Here is a 21,413-nt window from a genome sequence, read left to right on the forward strand (position 1 = left end):
GATACGTATGAAAAAGGAATGGAAACAACCTGTATTAGAAGTGCTTAATATTAATATGACTATGGCGGGACCTGGGCATAAATATCCAGATGCTATTCAACCTGATCCAGATGATCCGGTGAAGTATAGTTAAGTCATTGGAAAAATAAAGCTCTTATATAGCTTTATTATATAAGAGCTTTCAAAAAAATGACAATATGGAGTGAATAGGATGATCAATTCTATGGAGAATGTGTTATACAAAGCATTCGGGTTAAAAATAGTAAGTGAAATCCCATTACCCGAATTGTCTCAGCTAAATGAAAAGAAAGAGATGGCAGATATTCAAATTGAAATAATTGATTTATCTAAACGATGGGATAAATATAACGAAGAACAGCGGAAAACAATTGTAGTGGAAGATGAGGTAGTGATGTTTCATGTTCCTCAAACTGCAATATTTTCTATCCAAGCGGGCGAAAAAATTACTTTTTCACCTATGCCAGGGGCGGATGAAAATAAAATACGACTATATATTTTGGGAACTTGCATGGGGGCACTTTTAATGCAACGCAAAGTACTTCCATTGCATGGAAGTGTGATTGCCATAGATGGGAAAGCATATGCTTTAATTGGTGATTCAGGAGCCGGAAAATCAACTTTATCCTCGGCCTTTTTGAGTAAAGGATATCAGCTTTTAAGTGATGATATAGTCGCCGTGTCTCTTTTATGTAAGAATACCCCAATGGTTCATCCGTCTTACCCACAACAAAAATTATGGCAAGAAAGTTTAGATGAGTTTGGAATGGAAATAACGCAATATAGCCCTTTGTTTGAAAGGGAAACGAAGTATGCTGTTCCTGTGAATTCTCAATTTTTTCCTGATCCTTTACCTCTTGCTGGTGTTATTGAATTAGTAAAAGCGCAGGGAGAAGATATAGAGATGACCCGGATAGAAGGGCTTACACGTCTGTATAAATTATACTACCATACATTTAGGAGTTCTTTAATTTCTAAATTAGGATTGATGGAATGGCATTTTGAAACGTCATCTGATATTGCAAGCGGAATGGAAATGTTTCAATTAAGACGACCGGATTCGAGATTTACAGCTCATGAGCTTGTGCAAGTTATTTTAAATACAATACAGAAAGGGAGTATGGTTGATGGTTGTACATTCGAGAAAAATATCATTAGAACATAACGTTGTCCAAAGTAAAGGTAATATAGTAAGCGATATGGATGGAGAAAAAGTTATGTTAAATGTCCAAAAAGGAAATTACTATAACTTAGGTGAAATAGGCGGAGAAATATGGGAGCTTATTGAAAAGCCAATAATAATTAATCAGCTTGTTACCATGTTAGTATCTAACTATGATATTGAACGAAAAGATTGTGAAGAGCAAGTTCTTTCCTTTTTAGAGTGTTTGTATCAAGAAGGTTTAATTCAAATAAAAGATCACCCTAATAAATAGATTCATAACTTTAAGAGAATTATTAGGGAGGGATTAATGAATATTGTGAAAAGGTTAAGGATATTTTTATCATTGAACACGAAAACAAAGTTTTTACTTTTTGAGGCTTTTATTTTCTTAGGGTGGGCACGTGTACTAAAAAGTATTACATTTTCCAAAGTTGCACCTTCTTTAGGAGATTACATGAACGAAACATCATTTACTCACACTCAGCCACACTGGGATACACTAAAGAAGGTGTCCGAAGCTATTTCTGTTATGAGTCGTTATACTTTTTGGGAAAGTCAATGCCTTGTTAAAGCTATGGCTGGGATGAAAATGCTCGAAAAACGTCATATTGAGAGTACACTTTATTTAGGAACTGCTAAGGATAATAATGGGGAATTAATTGCGCATGCATGGTTACGTAGCGGTTCTTTTTATGTTACTGGATCAGAGGGAATGGAGAAGTTTACTGTCGTCGGATCATTTGCAAAGAGGTTAAGTGAGGACACTATTAAAGGAGAGTAAAATGAGGAATGATTTTGGTCTTGATGTAGAGTTCATGTCTAAGGAATTGAAATTTCTTTTTGCAATTTTGAAGTTACAAGATGACGAAACACTGCAAACTTACAGTAGTGAATGGTTTGCAGATATTGATTGGGAGGTTTTTCTTGAGCAAGCTATGCATCATCGTGTTTATCCGGTGATTTATCAAAAAATTAAACAGGTAGATGAGGAACTAATTCCTTCACATGTTGTACAAACTTTAAATAGAAAATATAAAAATAATACATTTCAAATGCTTTATTTAAGTGCTGAAATGGAACGAATAAATAAACTTTTTAATGAAAATGAGATTCGTACGATGTTTCTAAAAGGTCCTGTACTATCTCAGGACTTATATGGAGATATTTCTTTGCGAACATCCTGTGATTTGGACGTTCTCATCCCTATTCAAAATTTAGAAAAAGTAGAAAAACTACTTTTAGAGCAAGGATATGTGAAAGATGATTATATTCAAACGATATTAAGTGATTGGAAATGGAGGCATCACCATATAACATTTTTCCATCCAACAAGGCGGATCAAACTTGAAATTCATTGGAGGTTAAATCCCGGACCGGGTAAGGAACCTGGGTTTGAAGAGCTTTGGAAGCAGAAGAGAAAAAGTACACTTACGAGTAATTCGGTATATATGTTAGGAAAGGAAGACTTATTTTTATTTCTTGTATCTCATGGTGCCAGACATGGTTGGTCCAGGTTACGTTGGTTAGTAGACATAAAAAAAATTGTCGATCAAGATCTTAACTGGAATGAGATTCATAAATTAATGAGAAAATACCAAATACTTCATTTAGGAGGACAAGCATTAATTTTGGCATCACAATTGCTAGGTACACGATTAAATGAAAGAATGACGGAATTAGTAGCTAAAAAACATTCGAAGCAGTTAGCACAAGAAGCACTGTTTTATTTCAAGAAAACGATAAACTTGCATTCTGAACCTGTTCCTGAAGAAGTACTTGCTTATCATGGTAGACATTTATTTTCACTGATGTCTAATCAGCAAAAAATTTTATTTATTTTGAGCCAACTTTATCCTTATCCAATTGATGCAAAAACATTACCGTTACCTAAATCTCTTCATTTTTTATATTTTCCTTTACGTCCGTTTCTATGTCTTTGGAGGAAAACAAAGGAGCTTGCTTTGTTATAGGGGGAACATCGATGAATCATATTATATATTTTATGAAGAAATTATATTCTTCTGCAGGGAAGATTCTGTATGTGAATTTGTTTGGTATGGTTTTAATAAGTTTACTTGAAGGGATAGGTATTATTTTATTAATTCCTATGATAAGTATGACTGGAATAATCAATATAGGTGAGGAGACTGCTTTTATCGCACCTGTCTATAGATTTTTGCAGGATTTCCCTAAAACAACAAGTCTAATTTCTATTTTAGGTATATATATACTAATAGTGTTAGGTCAAAATCTACTACAAAGAAACATAACGCTAAGGGATGCGGGAACGCAACAAGCTTTTGTACGAGAATTAAGAATAGAAACATATAGTATGATTCTAAAAGCGAAGTGGAGTTTTTTTTTAGAGAAAAGGAAAACAAATCTAATAAATACATTAACTACAGAATTAGCTCGCGTAAGTTATGGGGTTAATTTAATTTTACAATTGTTAGCTGCTATTCTGTTTACATTCATACAGGTGGGGATTGCGTTTTTATTATCTCCCCAAATAACTATATTTGTTTTAGGCTTTGGCTTATTATTCTTGGTAGCTTCTCGTGTTTTTATGAAAAAAGCACGAATACTAGGCGGTAAGACCTCAAAATTGGCACAAGGCTATCTTTCTGGTATAACAGATCATTTTAATGGAATTAAAGATATAAAGAGTAATACTTTGGAAGCATCACGTTTGGATTGGTTACAATCTATAACAGAAAAGATGAGTAATGAACAAATGGAGTATATGAGAATAAGATCGAACTCTCAATTGTTTTATAAAGTTTCAATGGCTATTTTAATTGCATTTTTTATATTATTATCAGTAAGTATATTTAAAGCTCAACCTGCCCAATTACTATTAATCATACTTATCTTTTCTAGACTATGGCCACGATTTATGACAATTCAGTCTAATTTAGAACAGCTTGCTGCAAGCATTCCTGCTTTTAAGTCATTATGGGAATTACAAGAGGAATGTAATGAAGCGATTGAAATGCAGGATATACATCAGCAAAAACATATAAAGCCGATTTGTATAGAACAGGGTATTGAATGTAAGGATATTTATTTTCGGTATAATAAGAAGGAGCATTTGTATGCACTTCAAAATATTAATGTGCAAATACCAATCAATAGCATGACGGCTATTGTGGGACATTCGGGAGCTGGGAAGAGTACATTAATTGATGTTTTAATGGGATTGATTCAACCAGAGAAAGGTCAAGTATTAATAGATGGAACTCCTCTTACAAGTGAAAATTTGTTGTCATTGAGACGGGCTATTAGTTATGTGTCACAAGATCCTTTCTTATTTAATGCAAGCATAAGAGAAAATTTATTGATGATTGATCCGTATGCCAGTGAAGAACAAATTTGGACTGCATTAGATTTTGCGGCGGCAGCTGAATTTGTACGAATGCTTCCAAAAGGGCTTGATACTCTCATTGGAGATCGTGGAGTGAGGCTTTCAGGTGGTGAACGTCAACGACTTGTACTAGCTCGAGCTATTTTAAGACAACCATCCATTTTAGTATTAGATGAAGCTACGAGTGCATTAGATACTGAAAATGAGGTAAAGATCCAATCAGCAATAGAAAGATTGAAAGGAACGATGACTATTGTTGTTATTGCGCATCGGTTATCTACGATCCGCAATGCAGATCAAGTTATTGTTTTAGGAAAAGGTGAAATTGTTCAAAAAGGTGAATTTAATCAATTGGCTAAAGAGAGAAAAGGTGTATTTCGAAATTTATTAGGGTCACAAATGGAAGTGGGTTCATAGAGGAGAAAGATTGAATGAAATCTTGTATTATTGTAATTCGAGTTGAATGATAGCCCGGATAATGGTCAGTTACAAAAGATCTTATTCGGGCTTTTATATTTGTGTTTTATAAATTTAGGGAATAAATATAATTTAGTACCTTGCAATAAACAGTACCTAATGGTATATTATGGATATAATAGGTACCGTGTATTGAACAGTACTGAAATAAGAAAGGGGGATTGTCCTTGAATGTTCAGTTTAAAAAAGGTGTGTTAGAACTGTGTGTATTGGCACTTGTAAAACGTAAGGATTGTTATGGGTATGAACTTGTTCAGCAAATCTCTAATAAATTTTTAATATCGGAAGGTTCTGTATATCCGTTATTACGTCGTTTAACGAAAGATGGATATTTTCAAACGTATTTAAAAGAATCCACGGAAGGACCGCCCCGTAAATATTATCAACTAACAGAGCAAGGGGAGATGCAACTTACGTTATTAGTAACAGAGTGGCGTGATTTTGCTAAAGGTGTTCAAGAAATTATTGAAGGGGTGGAATGGGATGAGTAAAGAGCAGTTTCTTAAAGAATTATCAAGTCATCTTAGAAAGTTACCAGAAGAAGAGCGACAAGATATTTTATTTGATTATGAAGAGCACTTTCAGTTTGGGATAGAAGAGGGGAAAACTGAATCAGAAATAATAAAGGGGCTTGGCTCTCCGAAGGTAATTGCGAAAGATTTGCTTGCTTTGTATCACTTTGATGAGATGAAAAAGGATCCATCGACTTCAAATATAACAAGAGCTGTCATGGCAGCGGTTGGACTTAGTTTGTTTAATTTTATTATTGTGTTAGGCCCATTAATTGCAATTATAGCTTTTATATTTTCCTTTTGGGTCGGTGGTATTGCTAGTGTAGTGACACCATTTTTCGTTATTTTAAAAGTATTTATGGGTACTTTTATATGGTTGGATCTTTTCGTTAGTATAACGTTTGTTGGAGTAGGTTTATTGTTATGTATTGTAGCTTATTATAGTACGAAGTGGTTTAAAAGATTATGTGTACGCTATGTAGTATGGAACTTCAAAATGATAAAAGGGGAGTAGATGATGAAAAAAATATTATTAGTAGCTATCGCTTGTATCATTATTGGAGTAATAGGGATTTCACAAACATATAAAAAAGCAGTAGAAACTGTAGAGAAAGGAAATAAGGAAGAAGTTATTAAAAACGAAACGCTAAAAAATGTAGAAGTTAAGTTAGATGCTGGAGATATTGTTGTCCAAAAATCTCCTGATTCCTCTTTTTATGTAAAGCAAACAGGAGACGTAAGTAAACAGGAGATTCGTATTGCTGAAGATGGTGACACATTAAAAGTCATAGGGGAAATAGAAAAAGGTGTTTCATTTGATTTTTCATTTTACAATTTCGGATTTCAAACGCCTACATTGACTATATTAGTACCTGAACGTTCTTATCAAGAGATAAAAGTAAATTCATCCGCTGGACAAATAGAAATAAGTAATGTGAAAAGTGACCGCGTAAGTGTTGAAACACTCGCCGGAGAAGTGGATTTGAAACATGTAACAGCAAAGAGTGTAGAGGGTTCTACAAAAGCTGGTGAGGTGAATTTTAAAAAAGTAATAGGGAAAGTAACAGCAAAAACGGCTAGTGGGGATATAGATATTATTGATCATGATTCTAAATATGATTTAGAGGCAAGTTCAACTGCTGGAGATGTAGATATTACTTTATTGGAAAAACCACAAGATGCAGTTATAACTGGGCAAACCGCTGCTGGAGACGTGACAATTTTTAATGAAGAAAATAAAAATATAACGATTGGTAATGGTAGTAAAAAGATTAGCGGTAAAACTGCTGCTGGAGATGTTACTATTGAAACGCGTTAATAATTAATGAAATGAAGTCTTTTGAATGAACGGAAATCTATCAAAATATAAAAAGAAGATAATACCCTATATAAATAAGGGTATTATCTTCTTTTTATTATTTTTAATGTAAATCACGATATACACCAATTACTTTTCCGATAACTGACACTTGTTTTAAAATGATAGGTTCTAGTGAAGAGTTTTCCGGTTGTAGACGGAAATGATCTTTTTCTTTATAGAAACGTTTAACAGTTGCTTCGTTATCTTCTGTTAAAGCAACTACAATTTCACCGTTGTATGCAGACTGCTGTTGGCGAACAACAACTAAATCACCATCAAAGATACCAGCTTCAATCATGCTATCTCCAGAAATGCGTAACATAAACACTTGATCTGCTCCAGCAACGATACTAGCTGGAAGTGGGAAGTGATCTTCTACACTTTCGACTGCTGTAATCGGTAAACCGGCAGTAACTTTTCCGACGATTGGAACTTGAATAACAGATTGTGTTTCTGTTTCCATTCGGTTGCTACCTAAAATTTCAATTGCGCGTGGTTTTGTTGGATCGCGTCGAATATATCCTTTTTCTTCTAGTCGTGATAAATGTCCGTGCACTGTAGAACTAGAAGCGAGGCCGACTGCTTGACCGATTTCACGTACGGAAGGTGGATATCCTTTTTCTTGTACTTTTAGCTTAATAAAGTCGAGAATGTCTTGCTGGCGTTTCGTTAACTTTTCCATGTTTTCTAACACCTCGTTTTCTTTCATTTTTCTTATTATTAAGTATAACATGCGAAAAAACATTCTACAAACATAAGTTCGAACGAAAGGCGAATTTATGATACACTATAAGGAAAATATAGTGAGAAAGAAGGGTTCAAAATGAATGCAATTATTTATGCACGTGTGAGCACAACAAAAGAAGAACAGGAAACATCATTATTGCGTCAAAAAGATGAATTATTGCATTTAGCTGAGCGCTATCAAATGGATGTTACAAAGGTAATTGAGGAGCAGGCTAGCGGTTATACAATTGAACGTGATGGCATATTAGAAGTGCTAGATACAATTCGAGATGAACAAGTTGATGTACTACTTATACAAGATGAAACGCGTCTTGGTAGAGGAAATGCAAAGATCGCATTAATGCATTGTTTACATAAAGAGGGGATAAAAGTTTATACGCACACGCATAGTGGTGAATTACAGCTTTCAGATTCTGATTCGATGGTGCTAAATATAATTGGGATTGTTGAAGAGTATCAAAGAAAGATCCACAATTTAAAAATTAAACGTGGCATGCAAAGGGCGGTAGAGAAAGGATTTCGTCCAGAGAATAATTTGAAAAATCGTCATTTAAGTATAGGACGTGAGAAAAAAGAAGTGCCAATTGAGGAAATTGTACGTTTACGCCGGAATGAATTAACTTTTGAAGAAATTGCAGCAACACTTCGTGGTTTTGGTCATGATGTTTCAAAAGCAACTGTACATCGAAGGTATGTAGAATATACAAAGCAATTGCTTGATAAAGAGGACTAACTATTGTATGATAATAATCAGTTTTGAGTAGAAGGGGGATTCGAGATGCCAAGTCACGAACTCATTGAACGCATTAACTTCTTAGCGAAAAAAGCAAAAGCTGAAGGCTTAACTGAAGAAGAACAACGTGAGCGCCAATCGCTACGTGAACAATATTTAAAAGGATTTCGTCAAAATATGTTAAACGAATTAAAAGGAATTAAAGTCGTTAACGAAGAAGGAACGGATGTTACACCGGCGAAATTAAAAGCTTTAAAAAAGCAAGATAATGCAAAATTAAATTAAAAGATGGGCATAGCCCATCTTTTTTTGATATTAATAGACAGATTCGCTATTTAATAACTTTCCAGTTATGATTTATTGTTGCTTCTATCGTTTTATGCTTCAATATATAGTTAGTGATAAGTTCAGACATATCTATTGGTATGTCTTTTATAACGGGCTTATTTTGATACATAAGGAAGTTTCCGCCACCACTTGCGCGATAATTATTCATAACGACATCGTATTCTTGCTTCGTGTTGATAGGCAGTCCATCATATTCTAAAAAAGTAACTCTTTCGCCAATTGGTTTTGAAATGTTTAATACGTATGAAATCCCTTCCCACATATCGTAATTATAGTGCTGCGGTTTCGGTTCTAAGTAGGCACGGTTTACAATGATGTTTCCGTCTTCTTGTAGTGTGAAATAAGCGGCGGAGAGTTCGAGAGCTTCTTTTATATCTGCCCCAGTCACTCGAATAACTTTTAATGTATTTGGATAAATATAATTAGACACGATGTCACGCATTGTGACATGTTTTGGAAAACCAGGAGATTCATTATGAAACAAACTTGTGCAAGAAATAGAAACTTCTGCTACATCCATCTGTATTTTATTAATAAATTCAATAAAGGGATGGTCTTGTAGACGCGTTTGTATAGCATCAAAAATTTGCATGTCTCCATTAATAACCCCAATGGGCTGATCAAGCCACTTTTGTGTTTTATCCTCGTAATCATACACAAGTGAAAGGACAGCTTCATCTTCCTGGATCCTCTGCACAGATAGTATTTCTGAATGACATTCTGTCGGCATCCATTCATTATTATTTCTTTCAAATGTAACTTTCACTTTTCCTAATGATTGTCCATTACAGCCAACTTGTAAAATTGTAACACCATTAATTTTAGCGTTTGCAATCGTTCGGTGTTGATGACCTGTTAGTAAAATATCTATACCGTCAATTTCATGACACATTGCATATCCTTGATTTTCACCTGTTAAAGCTTCAGTAGGTTCTCCAGTTTGTAAATCACGTTCAAATCCCCCGTGGTAGGCTACGACTAGTAAATCAGGTTTCTCCTCTTCATGAATATAAGAAACCCACCTTTTTGTTGTTTCTAGTGCATCTTCAAATAGTAAACCTTCAATATGATGAGGTTGCTCCCAATTTGGGATGTAATGTGTTGTTATCCCTAAAATAGCAATCTTGATATCGGGCTCAATTTGCTTTATGATGTAAGGTTTTCCGAAATACGGTTTCTTTATGTTTTTATCTAAAATATTGGCTGATAAATAGGGGGTATTGGCAGTTGAAATAGCATTGTTTAATATGTCCATCCCATAATTAAATTCATGATTTCCAATAATTGCAGCATCATAATCTAGATAATCAGCTAATAAGGCCATTGGGTTCTTTTTATCTTTTTCATAAGTAGCATAGTGATAAGTGAAAGGGGTTCCTTGGATGAAATCACCGTTATCAATTAAAATCACATGCTCATTTGTAGAACGCTCTTTTTTAATGAGTGTGGAAATTTTGGATAGTCCTACGTCTGCTGGTAAGTTATTTTGATAGTGAATCGGATAAACATTACCATGTATATCGCTCGTTAATAAGATGTTAATAGTTACAAATCGATTTTGATCCAACATAATCCACCTTTTCTATTGTTATCTTACGATTAATCATATCAGATATGTGAAATGAAGTTTGGTTGGAATGTTTAGAATGTGTAAAGATTCTGTAAATGAATAATTGTGTGGGAAAATATGTGATATATTTCTACATGTTTACAAAAAGTAAATTTATAACAAGGGAAATGGAGGCTTTAACATGTTGAAAAAAGTTTTTGCAATGGGTACATCGGTTGTATTAGCAGCGGGATTATTAAGTGGGTGTGGAACTAAGGAATCGAGTGCAAATAAAAGTGAAGATACGAAAAAAGGGTACGTGCCCAAGACGTTAAATGTTCAATTTGTACCGTCGCAAAATGCTGATACGTTAGAAGCGAAAGCAAAACCACTAGAAAAACTGTTAAGTGATAAGCTAGATATCCCTGTAAAAGTTAGTATTTCGACGAATTACAATACGATTGTAGAAGCGATGGCATCAAAACAAGTAGATGTAGGTTTCTTGCCTCCAACGGCATATGTATTAGCGCATGAGAAAAAGGCCGCAAATGTAATTTTACAAGCACAACGATTTGGAGTAGATGATGCAACAGGAGCTCCAACAAAAGACTTAGTAGATTATTATAAATCTGAGTTTGTTGTAAAGAAAGATTCTAACATTAATAGTGTGAAAGATTTAAAAGGTAAAAAAATCGGTTATCAAGATGTAACATCTTCAGCAGGATATGTGTGGCCTGCCGCTGTATTGGTTAAGGAAGGGATAGATCCATTAAAAGATGTGAAACCTGTTACATTAAAAGGGCATGACCAATCTATTATCGCTCTTTTAAACGGGGATGTAGATGCTGCGGTTGTGTTCCAAGATGCTCGTAATATTGTAAAAAAAGACTATCCTAATGTGTTTGATCAAACAAAAATTGTGGAATTCACAGAAAAAATTCCTAACGATACTATTTCTGTACGCTCCGACTTAGATGCTGAATGGAGTGAAAAATTACAAGACGCATTTATCGAAATTGGAAAGAGTGAAGAGGGACAAAAGATTATTAAAGAAGTATATTCCCATGAAGGTTATATTAAATCTGATGATAGTAAATTTGATATCGTTCGCGATTATGGAAAGAAAGTGAAAACGCAATAATACATATGGATATTTTACAGGTTCATTGAAAATGGCGACTAACTGGAAGTGTGTGTATTTTCAGTTAGTGGGCCGTTTTTCGGCTTTTATAATTAAGTAGAAAGTAGGTAAAAGGCGTGATTGAGTTTCGAAATGTTTCCAAAGTTTATCCGAACGGTACAAAAGGATTGAATAATATTAATATGGAAATTCAAAAAGGCGAGTTTGTCGTTATGGTAGGGTTATCTGGGGCCGGAAAATCAACACTTCTCAGATCGATTAATCGACTTCATGAAATTACAGGTGGAGAAATTATTATTGATGGAGAATCTATTACCGCTGCGAAAGGAAAAGAGTTACGATGCATGCGACGAGACATTGGTATGATTTTTCAAAGTTTCAATCTTGTGAAGAGATCTACTGTTTTAAAAAATGTATTAGCTGGACGTGTTGGATATCATTCTACATTACGTACAACGCTAGGACTATTTCCTAAAGACGATGTAGAGCTTGCTTTTCAAGCCTTAAGACGAGTGAATATATTAGAGAAAGCATATGCGAGGGCTGATGAGTTATCGGGAGGACAACAGCAACGGGTATCAATTGCAAGGGCACTTGCGCAAGAGGCGAAAATTATTTTAGCCGATGAGCCTGTCGCTTCTTTAGATCCGCTTACTACGAAGCAGGTAATGGATGATTTAAAGAAAATTAATCAAGATTTGGGAATTACGATGATTGTAAACTTACATTCTATTGATTTGGCTAGAGAGTATGCGACGCGCATTATCGGGTTACATGCAGGTGAGATTGTATTTAATGGATCTGTAGTAGAGGCAACGGATGAAAAATTTGCTGAGATTTATGGGAACTCAATTCAGAACAGTGAATTGTTAGAGGTGGCGGTCAAATGAATGATGTGACGATACATTCGAAAACGATACCGAAACCACCAAGTAAACTGAAGCATATGTTAACTGCTACTATTATCATTTTATTATTGTGGGGTAGTAGTGTACAGGTAGATGCATCATTTTCGAAACTTGTAACAGGCTTTCCAAATATGATGGATTTGCTGAAGGAGATGGTACCACCAGATTGGGGCTATTTTCAGGTGATCACAACGGCGATGTTAGACACAATTCGTATGGCTATTATTGGAACGACTTTAGGTGCGATTTTAGCTATTCCTCTTGCATTATTCGCGGCGAGTAATGTGTTTTCAAATATGGCTTTATATGGTCCGGCTCGGTTCGTTTTAAATTTAATTCGAACGATACCAGATCTATTATTAGCAGCTATTTTTGTAGCGATTTTTGGAATCGGACCACTTCCAGGTATTTTGGCGCTTACTTTTTTCTCTGTTGGGCTTGTTGCGAAGTTATTATATGAATCAATCGAATCGATTGACCCAGGTCCATTAGAAGCAATGACTGCTGTAGGAGCAAATAAGGTGCAGTGGATTGTATATGCAGTAATCCCGCAGGTGAAGGCACACTTCGTTTCTTATGTTCTGTATACATTTGAGGTGAATGTACGTGCAGCAGCCGTTTTAGGTTTAGTTGGAGCAGGGGGAATTGGATTATATTATGATCGAACGCTTGGATTTTTACAATATCAACAAACTGCTTCTATTATTATTTATACACTCGTTGTTGTATTGGTAATTGACTATATAAGTACATTGTTACGGGAGAAATTATGATGAGTGAACTGAAGATGGTGGTACCGAAACCAAGGAAACCGAGTTTATATCGTTGGATTATTTTTATTGCACTTGTAGTTCTATATGTATGGGCATTTTCCGGAGTACCGCTAGAAGGAATAAAGGATACAGCTGGCGAAATTACAAAAGCGATTATTACAGGGGTGTCACATCCAGATTGGTCGTACGTGTCATTACCGGATGGCGAAGATTTATTGCATGGTTTAATTGATACGTTAGCAATCGCAATATTAGGTACATTTATATCAGCATTTTTATCTGTACCATTTGCATTTTGGGCAGCAACAAATATGAGTACGGGAAAAGTGACTTCTGGAACAGGGAAATTTGTACTAAGTTTTATTCGTACGTTTCCGGAGTTAGTTATGGCACTTTTATTTATAAAGGCTGTTGGTCCAGGGTCTTTTGCGGGTGTATTAGCTTTAGGACTGCATTCTATTGGGATGTTAGGAAAACTGTATTCGGAAGGGATTGAAAATATAGATAAAGGGCCGACGGAAGCGTTGATTGCAACAGGAGCGAATCGTTTTCAAATACTTTGGCATGCAGTATTACCACAAGTATTACCGGATTTCTTGTCATATACGTTATATAGGTTTGAAATTAATGTACGCTCCGCTTCGATTTTAGGAGTTATTGGAGCAGGCGGAATTGGTACGCCTTTAATTTTTGCACTAAGCTCACGAAATTGGTCCCGTGTAGGTATTATTTTACTAGGAATTATTTTGATGGTGATTATTATTGACTTTATTTCGAGCTCGATTCGAAAGAGAATCGTATAAGTGTTTTTTGAAGCACCCACATAAGGTGCTTCTTTTGTATAAAAATACAGATTATTCCCTTTCTTTCTAAAATAAAAACAATGAAAAAGTATGTCATATTGAATGCCCATACATTACCGAAATCATTGGGTTTTTTATAAAAAACCAAAAAAACATCAACATATTTGTCGATACATGTTGTATAATCTTGCGTGGGAAGCTATCATATAAATGTATAAAACGTTTACTAACATACGCGAAGGGAAGAATAGCATGTCACATTCAATCGAACAACTTTCTATCAACACGATTCGCACATTATCCATTGATGCGATTGAAAAAGCAAACTCTGGTCATCCAGGAATGCCAATGGGTGCAGCACCAATGGCTTATACATTATGGACTCAATTTATGAAACACAATCCAAATAACCCAACGTGGTTTAACCGCGATCGTTTCGTATTATCTGCAGGTCATGGCTCAATGTTACTATACAGCCTACTTCATCTATCTGGTTATGACTTAACAATGGATGATTTAAAGAACTTCCGTCAATGGGGAAGCAAAACTCCAGGACATCCTGAGTATGGTCACACAGTAGGTGTAGACTCAACAACTGGTCCACTTGGACAAGGTATTGCAACAGCTGTTGGTATGGCGATGGCTGAAAGACATTTAGCAGCAAAGTATAATCGTGATGCGTACAATGTAGTGGATCATTTTACATACGCTATTTGTGGTGATGGCGATTTAATGGAAGGCGTTTCTGCTGAAGCATCTTCATTAGCTGCACACTTAGGATTAGGTCGTCTTGTAGTGTTATACGATTCTAATGACATTTCATTAGATGGCGATTTAAATCGTTCATTCTCTGAAAGTGTAGAAGATCGTTATACAGCATACGGCTGGCAAGTAATCCGTGTTGAGGATGGAAACGATATTGAAGCAATTGCAAAAGCAATTGAAGAAGCGAAAGCTGACGAAAAACGCCCAACGCTAATTGAAGTAAGAACGACAATTGGTTTCGGTTCTCCAAACAAATCAGGGAAATCAGCTTCACATGGTTCTCCACTTGGTGTAGACGAAACAAAATTAACAAAAGAAGCATATGCTTGGAATGCTGAACAAGACTTCCATGTAGCAGAAGAAGTATATGAAAACTTCCGTAAAACAGTACAAGATGTTGGTGAAACGACGCAAGCTGCATGGAACACGATGCTCGGTGAATATGCACAAGCATATCCAGAATTAGCAAACGAACTGCAAGTAGCAATGAACGGTCTTCTTCCAGAAGGTTGGGAACAAAGCTTACCAACTTATGAATTAGGATCAAAAGCAGCAACACGTAATTCTTCAGGTGCTGTAATTAATGCTATTTCAGAGTCTGTACCATCATTCTTTGGTGGATCTGCGGACCTTGCTGGTTCTAACAAAACATACATGAATAACGAAAAAGACTTTACAAGAGCTGATTACAGCGGTAAAAACATTTGGTACGGTGTACGTGAGTTTGCAATGGGTGCAGCAATGAACGGTATCGCACTTCATGGCGGTTTAAAAACTTACGGTGGTACGTTCTTCGTATTCTCTGATTACTTACGTCCAGCAATTCGTCTTGCAGCATTAATGCAATTGCCTGTAACGTATGTATTTACACACGACAGTATCGCTGTTGGTGAAGATGGCCCAACACATGAACCAGTTGAGCAATTAGCAGCGCTTCGTGCAATGCCAAATGTATCTGTTATTCGTCCTGCTGACGGTAACGAATCTGTTGCAGCTTGGAGATTAGCTTTAGAATCTACAAAAACACCGACTGCATTAGTTTTAACTCGTCAAGATCTTCCAACATTAGAAGGTGCAAAAGACGATACTTATGAAAAAGTAGCAAAAGGTGCATATGTAGTTTCTCCAAGTAAGAAAGAAACAGCTGATGTAATCCTACTTGCAACTGGATCTGAAGTGAGTCTAGCTGTTGAAGCACAAAAAGCATTAGCAGTAGACGGCGTTGACGCAGCTGTTGTCAGCATGCCATCTATGGATCGCTTTGAAGCTCAAACTGCTGAGTACAAAGAATCTGTATTACCAAAAGCAGTAACGAAACGTTTCGCAATTGAAATGGGTGCTACATTCGGATGGCACCGTTACGTAGGTCTTGACGGTGATGTACTAGGTATCGATACATTCGGTGCTTCTGCTCCTGGTGAGAAGATTATGGAAGAGTATGGATTTACTGTAGAGAACGTTGTTCGTAAAGTAAAAGAAATGCTTTAATGATTTTAGTAAAATCTCTCCAGCATGGGGAGATTTTTCTATGTAATTGAGTTTTTTCGACAGAAAAAGTTTTTTCTCTCTCCATAGTCAGACAATCATTGCAAATTTTCTTTTATATAATGTAGAGAAAAGATTGTCCAGATCGGGAGGGGAAAAATGAAAACGTATGAATTGTATTTAATTCAAGAAGATATTGCGAAAGCTTACTTTGGTCGTGAATATTTGTTTTTTGATTTATTTGCTCGATTTTCAGAATCTGGGTCCCTTTCGGAAAAGAAAGTGTTATATAAGCAAATGATATATATTACGATGCCAATACAAGTAATGAAAATTCATCATAAATTAGAACAAGCTTTGCGTGTTCTTGGCAAATATGAAAGAACAAATCATACTCATACGCTTTATACAGGAGCGGAATATGGTGAAATAATGGTGAAACCACAATATATTCGAATGAATACTTCTGGAAATGTATCCATGGAAACAACTTTCTTTGAGGTGCTTAGAAAGTGTGAGTTAACATTTTTCGCGATGGATTATGAAAATAAAAAGTACGGCTGGTTAAATCCTCTCAAACAAGTACGAACATATGTATAAAAAATGTCGAATAGTATCTTGTCTTATTGAAAAGGTTTTAGTACACTGTAAGGTAGACAACATGAAGGAGGAAAAGATATGCCAATGTGGTTAGGTATTCTAGTGGGCGTAGTAGCACTAGTAGCAGGCGTGGCTTTAGGATTTTTCATTGCCCGCAAATACATGATGAATTACTTACAAAAAAATCCACCAATTAACGAACAAATGCTAAAAATGATGATGATGCAAATGGGGCAAAAACCTTCCCAAAAGAAAATCAATCAAATGATGAGCGCGATGAACAAGCAACAAACAAAATAAGCGCCAAAGGGCACTCTTACCGAGTGCCCTTTTCTTTTGGGTACAAAAGATATTTAAAACTTTTAAAAATTCTGTATTTTTGTTACACTGAAAATATCGCTCATTTTAAGGGAGGAGGATAAATATGAAAGTGTTTTTTAATTTAGCTTGGTTTTTTAAACAAGAAAAACGGGCATACATAATCGGAATTATTATGTTATTTGGTGTCGCGCTCCTTGAACTTGTAGCGCCAAAAGTAATTGGGATTGTAGTAGACGAAATTAATAATGGAACATTAACGTCTGAAAAATTGTTGAAATGGGTCATTCTGTTAGTAGCTGTAGGGATTACGATGTACATATTACGTTACTTATGGCGTATTACGATTTTTGGATCTTCTTTAAAACTAGCCCGTCAATTACGAAAGAATTTATATGAACATTTCACAAAGATGAGCCCATCCTTTTATCAATCACGTCGTACGGGCGATTTGATGGCACATGCGACCAATGATATTCAGGCGATTCAGCAAACTGCTGGGTCAGGTGTTTTAACACTCGTTGATTCATTAGCTGTTGGAGGGTGTGTACTCGTAGTGATGGGATTTACAATTAGCTGGAAGTTAACGTTATTAAGTTTAATTCCGATGCCAATTGTAGCGATTTCTACAAATTATTATGGAACTTTATTGCATAGAAGATTTCATAAAGCGCAGCAAGCGTTTTCTGAAATCAATGATAAAGTACAAGAAAGTATGAGTGGGATGAAGGTAATTCGCTCGCTTGGGCAAGAGAAAGAAGATTTACAAGCATTTCGGAAGAAATCGGAAGATGTTGTACATAAAAATATGTTAGTTGCACGTATTGACTCGTTATTCGATCCAACGATTGCTCTTATTGTCGGGTTTTCATTTTTAATCGCAGTTTGTTACGGATCACTATTAGTTGTACGGGGAGAATTAACTATAGGTGAATTAGTTACATTTACAACATACTTAGGGACTCTTGCGTGGCCAATGTTAGCTTTTGGATGGCTGTTTAATATTATGGAGCGTGGACGTGCTTCATATGATCGTGTGGAGAAAATACTTTCACAAACTTCGGAAGTAGTGAATAGGGAACATGCTATAGATACTATAGTATGTGGTGATGTTTCATTCGCTGTTGATTCGTTTTCTTATAAGAAAAATGAACTCTTAAACTTAAAAGATATTTATTTTAATTTAAGAAAAGGTGAAACGTTAGGAATTGTAGGACGTACCGGTGCAGGGAAGACGACGTTGTTAAAATGTTTAATTCGCGAGTATGACCATTTTAATGGTGAATTAAAAGTTGGTGAGCGAGATATTCGAGATTTAACACTTCATGGTGTGCGCTCTGCAATTTCATACGTACCGCAAGATCATTTTTTATTTTCAGCGAGTATTGGGGAGAATATTGCTTTTGGAAAGGCCGATGCTACATATAAAGAAATTACCCGTGCTGCTGAGATTGCTTGTATTCATAATGATATTATTCAATTTCCAGAAGGATATGACACGGTAGTAGGTGAAAGAGGAGTTTCGCTATCTGGAGGACAAAAACAGCGGATTTCCATTGCGCGTGCGTTATTAACAAATGCTGAAATTTTAATTTTAGACGATTGTTTGTCAGCTGTAGATGCAAAAACAGAAGAAACAATTTTAACTGCACTGAAACGAGAAAGAGCAGAGAAAACAACGATTATTACTGCGCACCGTTTAAGTGCGATTCAGCATGCAAATCTTATTCTTGTTGTTGATGAAGGAACGGTTGTGCAGCGAGGGACACATGAGCAACTAATGAAAGAACACGGTTGGTATAAAGACATGTACGAAAGCCAGCAGTTAGAGGCGTTAGTTGAGAAAGGAGGCGTATGATGGCTGAGAAAAAGCAGAGCGATTTAGGGAGATTGCTTTCCTATATGAAGCCATATAAAGGTTTATTATCGTTAGCATTTATATTTCTAGTTGGCGCAACTGTAACTGAAATGATGGGGCCCTTCTTAATTAAACAATTTCTAGATGAACACTTGGTACCACGTAATTTCGAACAATCAGCGCTAGTTACTTTATTTGTTGTGTACATAATTGCTCACTTATTAAAAGTATTATTTACGTATTTGAATTTATTGTACTTTCAAAATATTGCTTTTAAGATTGTTCAAGATATGCGTGTTGAAGTGTATGAACATGTTCAAAAGTTATCATTAAGTTTCTTTGATCGTACGCCGATTGGTATGCTCGTATCTCGTATAACGAATGATACGGAAGCGATTAAGGATTTTTATGTTAGTGTACTATCAACATTCGTGAAAAATGTAGTCTTTTTAGTGGGGATTTTAGTAGCGATGTTTTTACTAGATGTAAAATTAGCGCTATTTTCTCTCATATTAATTCCAATTATGTTTGCGATTATGGTACTGTATCGCCGGAAAAGTGCAGCTTTTTATTTAGAGGTACGTAATCAACTGAGTGTATTAAATGCAAAGTTAAATGAGTCCATTCAAGGGATGAATATTGTTCAAGTGTTCCGGCAAGAAAAGCGGATGAGAAAAGAGTTTGAAGAAGTGAACAACAAGCATTATAGTGCTGGACGTCGTACATTGAAATTAGATGCATTACTTTTACGTCCAGCAACAGACCTTGTTCATATTGTAGCAATTGCGTTAGTTCTTGGTTTATTTGGAATTGACGCTTTAAAGAGTCCTGTTGAAGTAGGGGTTTTATATGCTTTCGTTAACTATATTCATCGTTTCTTCCAGCCGGTAAACGAGATGATGATGAAACTATCTTTCTTCCAACAAGCGCTCGTTTCATCATCGCGTGTATTTCATTTAATGGATGATAAAGATTTAGCTCCTGTTCAAATGGGGAGTGAAAATCCACGAGTAGTTAACGGGGAAATTCAGTTTAAAGATGTTACTTTTTCATATGATGGAAAGCGTGACGTTTTAAAAAATGTATCTTTTCACGTAAAGCCAGGGCAAACGGTTGCTTTCGTTGGACACACTGGTAGTGGTAAGAGTACAATTATGAATTTATTAATGAGATTTTACAATATTAAATCAGGTAATATTGTAATAGACGGAGTGGGTTTAGAGAAGTTTGAAGAAAAAGAAATTCGAAAGAAAATTGGTCTTGTGCTGCAAGATGCATTTTTATTTGCTGGAAATGTAAAGCAAAACATTCGTATGTATAATGAAGAGATAACGGATGAAGAGATAGAAGAAGCAGCGCGATTTGTACAAGCGAATACGTTTATTGAAAAATTACCAGAGAAATATGATACAGAAGTAGTCGAAAGAGGAGCTGCGTTTTCTAGTGGTCAAAGGCAATTAATTGCTTTTGCTAGAACGATAGCAACTAATCCGAAAGTATTAGTGTTAGATGAAGCGACGGCAAATATTGATACAGAAACAGAGGAGGCTATCCAAACGGCATTGCAGCAAATGCGAAAAGGTAGAACAACGATAGCGATTGCACACAGATTGTCTACAATCCAAGATGCGGATCAAATATTTGTTATGCATGAAGGGGAAATCATAGAAAGAGGAACACATCAAGAGTTGCTTAGTAAACAAGGACTTTACTATAATATGTACTTACTACAAAATAAAGGGAGTTTGCAAAAGGCCTTGTAATTACAAGGCCTTTTTTGAGGTGTTAAAAGTGTATTAATGGAGTTTCTGGTGGACGGTGTAGTTTCAATTTCACTTTTTTCTTAAACATCTCGACAAAATGAATATATTAGAACTTTATTACTATAGCATAAACGTCGTGTCCTCTAACTGAAGTTGTACATGTGGATGGACAGCGTGGACAGCGTGGCAGTACACAGATTCTGGTCAAATTTCAGGAGTAGGGAATTGTGATATCAGCAGCTGTTTCATTAGAAGCTTTACAAGGAAATGGAGCAAGTGGTGGAGGTAATATTTCCACGCCTAATAATGCAACACCAGTATACGGAGTTGCTGTAATTAATGGAGATAATGTAAATTTACGAAGTGGACCATCTTTACAGTCTAGTGTAATTCGCCAATTGAATCGTGGCGAATCATATGAAGTTTGGGGAGAACAAGATGGATGGCTCTGTTTAGGGACAAATCAGTGGGTATATAATGATTCAAGTTATATTCAGTATAAACATTATGTGGCAACTATTACTGGCGATAATGTGAATCTGCGAGACGCTCCATCATTAAACGGGAATGTTATAAGACAGTTACATCATGGTGAATCATATCGAGTATGGAGTAAGCAAGATGGATGGCTTTGCTTAGGGACAAATCAATGGGTATACTATGATTCAAGTTATATTCAATATGGTGTGCAATAAAGTAAAACTTTAATTGATGAGGATTGTCCAC

General features: G+C 35.7%; 22 protein-coding genes and 1 pseudogene. 21 read left to right on the forward strand and 2 right to left on the reverse strand.

What is annotated here, in order from left to right:
• Window positions 1-7 precede the first annotated feature (7 nt).
• The 9 genes from MR071_RS21005 (at window position 8) to MR071_RS21045 (ending at window position 6,854) form a co-directional block, all read left to right on the forward strand.
• A complete protein-coding gene (locus tag MR071_RS21005; protein WP_105585339.1) occupies window positions 8-133 on the forward strand; it encodes a paeninodin family lasso peptide in 126 nt (41 codons plus the stop codon).
• 78 nt (window positions 134-211) lie between these two features.
• On the forward strand, window positions 212-1,183 hold the full coding sequence (locus MR071_RS21010) for an aldolase (protein WP_242237835.1): 972 nt from the start codon (window positions 212-214) through the stop codon (window positions 1,181-1,183).
• A complete protein-coding gene (locus tag MR071_RS21015; protein ID WP_105585337.1) occupies window positions 1,146-1,454 on the forward strand; it encodes a lasso peptide biosynthesis PqqD family chaperone in 309 nt (102 codons plus the stop codon). The genes MR071_RS21010 and MR071_RS21015 overlap by 38 nt, the downstream gene beginning before the upstream one ends.
• A 36-nt stretch (window positions 1,455-1,490) precedes the next feature.
• Window positions 1,491-1,964 (forward strand): lasso peptide biosynthesis B2 protein, encoded by a 474-nt coding sequence (locus tag MR071_RS21020; RefSeq protein ID WP_105585336.1) that lies wholly within the window; start codon window positions 1,491-1,493, stop codon window positions 1,962-1,964.
• Window position 1,965: 1 nt separating this feature from the next.
• On the forward strand, window positions 1,966-3,153 hold the full coding sequence (locus MR071_RS21025; RefSeq protein ID WP_242237837.1) for a nucleotidyltransferase domain-containing protein: 1,188 nt from the start codon (window positions 1,966-1,968) through the stop codon (window positions 3,151-3,153).
• An 11-nt stretch (window positions 3,154-3,164) separates the two neighbouring features.
• Entirely contained in the window at window positions 3,165-4,964 is a 1,800-nt protein-coding gene (locus MR071_RS21030; RefSeq protein WP_242237839.1) for an ABC transporter ATP-binding protein, read from the forward strand.
• Window positions 4,965-5,191: 227 nt separating this feature from the next.
• Window positions 5,192-5,515 carry a PadR family transcriptional regulator gene (locus tag MR071_RS21035; protein ID WP_070144434.1) on the forward strand — a complete coding sequence of 108 codons (324 nt, stop codon included), beginning with the start codon at window positions 5,192-5,194 and terminating at the stop codon, window positions 5,513-5,515.
• On the forward strand, window positions 5,508-6,050 hold the full coding sequence (locus tag MR071_RS21040) for a DUF1700 domain-containing protein (protein ID WP_242237842.1): 543 nt from the start codon (window positions 5,508-5,510) through the stop codon (window positions 6,048-6,050). The genes MR071_RS21035 and MR071_RS21040 overlap by 8 nt, the downstream gene beginning before the upstream one ends.
• A complete protein-coding gene (locus MR071_RS21045; protein WP_105585332.1) occupies window positions 6,051-6,854 on the forward strand; it encodes a DUF4097 family beta strand repeat-containing protein in 804 nt (267 codons plus the stop codon).
• A gap of 103 nt (window positions 6,855-6,957) precedes the next feature.
• On the opposite strand, the gene lexA is transcribed toward MR071_RS21045, so the two are convergent.
• Window positions 6,958-7,578, reverse strand: coding sequence for a transcriptional repressor LexA (gene lexA, locus MR071_RS21050; protein ID WP_142395802.1), 621 nt, complete (start codon window positions 7,576-7,578; stop codon window positions 6,958-6,960).
• Between the two features lie 141 nt (window positions 7,579-7,719).
• Here lexA and MR071_RS21055 point away from each other — a divergent pair, with 141 nt between their 5' ends.
• A complete protein-coding gene (locus tag MR071_RS21055; RefSeq protein WP_002111214.1) occupies window positions 7,720-8,376 on the forward strand; it encodes a YneB family resolvase-like protein in 657 nt (218 codons plus the stop codon).
• A gap of 45 nt (window positions 8,377-8,421) precedes the next feature.
• Window positions 8,422-8,661 carry a DUF896 domain-containing protein gene (locus MR071_RS21060; RefSeq protein ID WP_002121521.1) on the forward strand — a complete coding sequence of 80 codons (240 nt, stop codon included), beginning with the start codon at window positions 8,422-8,424 and terminating at the stop codon, window positions 8,659-8,661.
• Window positions 8,662-8,707: 46 nt separating this feature from the next.
• Here MR071_RS21060 and MR071_RS21065 read toward each other — a convergent pair whose 3' ends face one another.
• Window positions 8,708-10,291, reverse strand: coding sequence for a bifunctional metallophosphatase/5'-nucleotidase (locus tag MR071_RS21065; RefSeq protein ID WP_242237843.1), 1,584 nt, complete (start codon window positions 10,289-10,291; stop codon window positions 8,708-8,710).
• A 184-nt stretch (window positions 10,292-10,475) separates the two neighbouring features.
• On the opposite strand from MR071_RS21065, the gene MR071_RS21070 reads away from it, so the two are divergent.
• The 10 genes and pseudogenes from MR071_RS21070 to MR071_RS21115 all read left to right on the forward strand — a co-directional run.
• Complete coding sequence (locus tag MR071_RS21070) at window positions 10,476-11,414, forward strand: phosphate/phosphite/phosphonate ABC transporter substrate-binding protein (RefSeq protein WP_105585330.1); 939 nt, start codon at window positions 10,476-10,478, stop codon at window positions 11,412-11,414.
• A 116-nt stretch (window positions 11,415-11,530) separates the two neighbouring features.
• Window positions 11,531-12,304, forward strand: coding sequence for a phosphonate ABC transporter ATP-binding protein (gene phnC, locus MR071_RS21075; RefSeq protein ID WP_105585329.1), 774 nt, complete (start codon window positions 11,531-11,533; stop codon window positions 12,302-12,304).
• Entirely contained in the window at window positions 12,301-13,095 is a 795-nt protein-coding gene (gene phnE, locus MR071_RS21080; protein WP_105585328.1) for a phosphonate ABC transporter, permease protein PhnE, read from the forward strand. The genes phnC and phnE (MR071_RS21080) overlap by 4 nt, the downstream gene beginning before the upstream one ends.
• On the forward strand, window positions 13,095-13,898 hold the full coding sequence (phnE, locus tag MR071_RS21085; protein WP_105585327.1) for a phosphonate ABC transporter, permease protein PhnE: 804 nt from the start codon (window positions 13,095-13,097) through the stop codon (window positions 13,896-13,898). The genes phnE (MR071_RS21080) and phnE (MR071_RS21085) overlap by 1 nt, the downstream gene beginning before the upstream one ends.
• Window positions 13,899-14,150: 252 nt before the next feature.
• The gene (gene tkt, locus MR071_RS21090) at window positions 14,151-16,151 is read left to right on the forward strand and encodes a transketolase (protein WP_242237844.1); all 2,001 of its coding nucleotides are present in this window, start codon (window positions 14,151-14,153) and stop codon (window positions 16,149-16,151) included.
• 156 nt (window positions 16,152-16,307) lie between these two features.
• A complete protein-coding gene (sirA, locus tag MR071_RS21095; protein WP_002146251.1) occupies window positions 16,308-16,748 on the forward strand; it encodes a sporulation inhibitor of replication protein SirA in 441 nt (146 codons plus the stop codon).
• Between the two features lie 78 nt (window positions 16,749-16,826).
• Window positions 16,827-17,048, forward strand: a complete 222-nt coding sequence (locus tag MR071_RS21100; protein ID WP_001132292.1) for a YneF family protein — start codon at window positions 16,827-16,829, stop codon at window positions 17,046-17,048.
• 124 nt (window positions 17,049-17,172) lie between these two features.
• On the forward strand, window positions 17,173-18,924 hold the full coding sequence (locus MR071_RS21105; protein WP_242237845.1) for an ABC transporter transmembrane domain-containing protein: 1,752 nt from the start codon (window positions 17,173-17,175) through the stop codon (window positions 18,922-18,924).
• Window positions 18,924-20,687: an ABC transporter ATP-binding protein gene (locus MR071_RS21110; RefSeq protein ID WP_105585323.1), complete on the forward strand. Its 1,764-nt coding sequence runs from the start codon at window positions 18,924-18,926 to the stop codon at window positions 20,685-20,687. Before MR071_RS21105 ends, MR071_RS21110 begins: the two co-directional genes overlap by 1 nt.
• A gap of 163 nt (window positions 20,688-20,850) precedes the next feature.
• Window positions 20,851-21,382: pseudogene (locus MR071_RS21115) on the forward strand (SH3 domain-containing protein); the annotation flags it as partial.
• Window positions 21,383-21,413: the final 31 nt, after the last annotated feature.

It is taken from the genome of Bacillus cereus group sp. BfR-BA-01316, from assembly GCF_022664195.1.
Taxonomy (GTDB): Bacteria; Bacillota; Bacilli; order Bacillales; family Bacillaceae_G; genus Bacillus_A.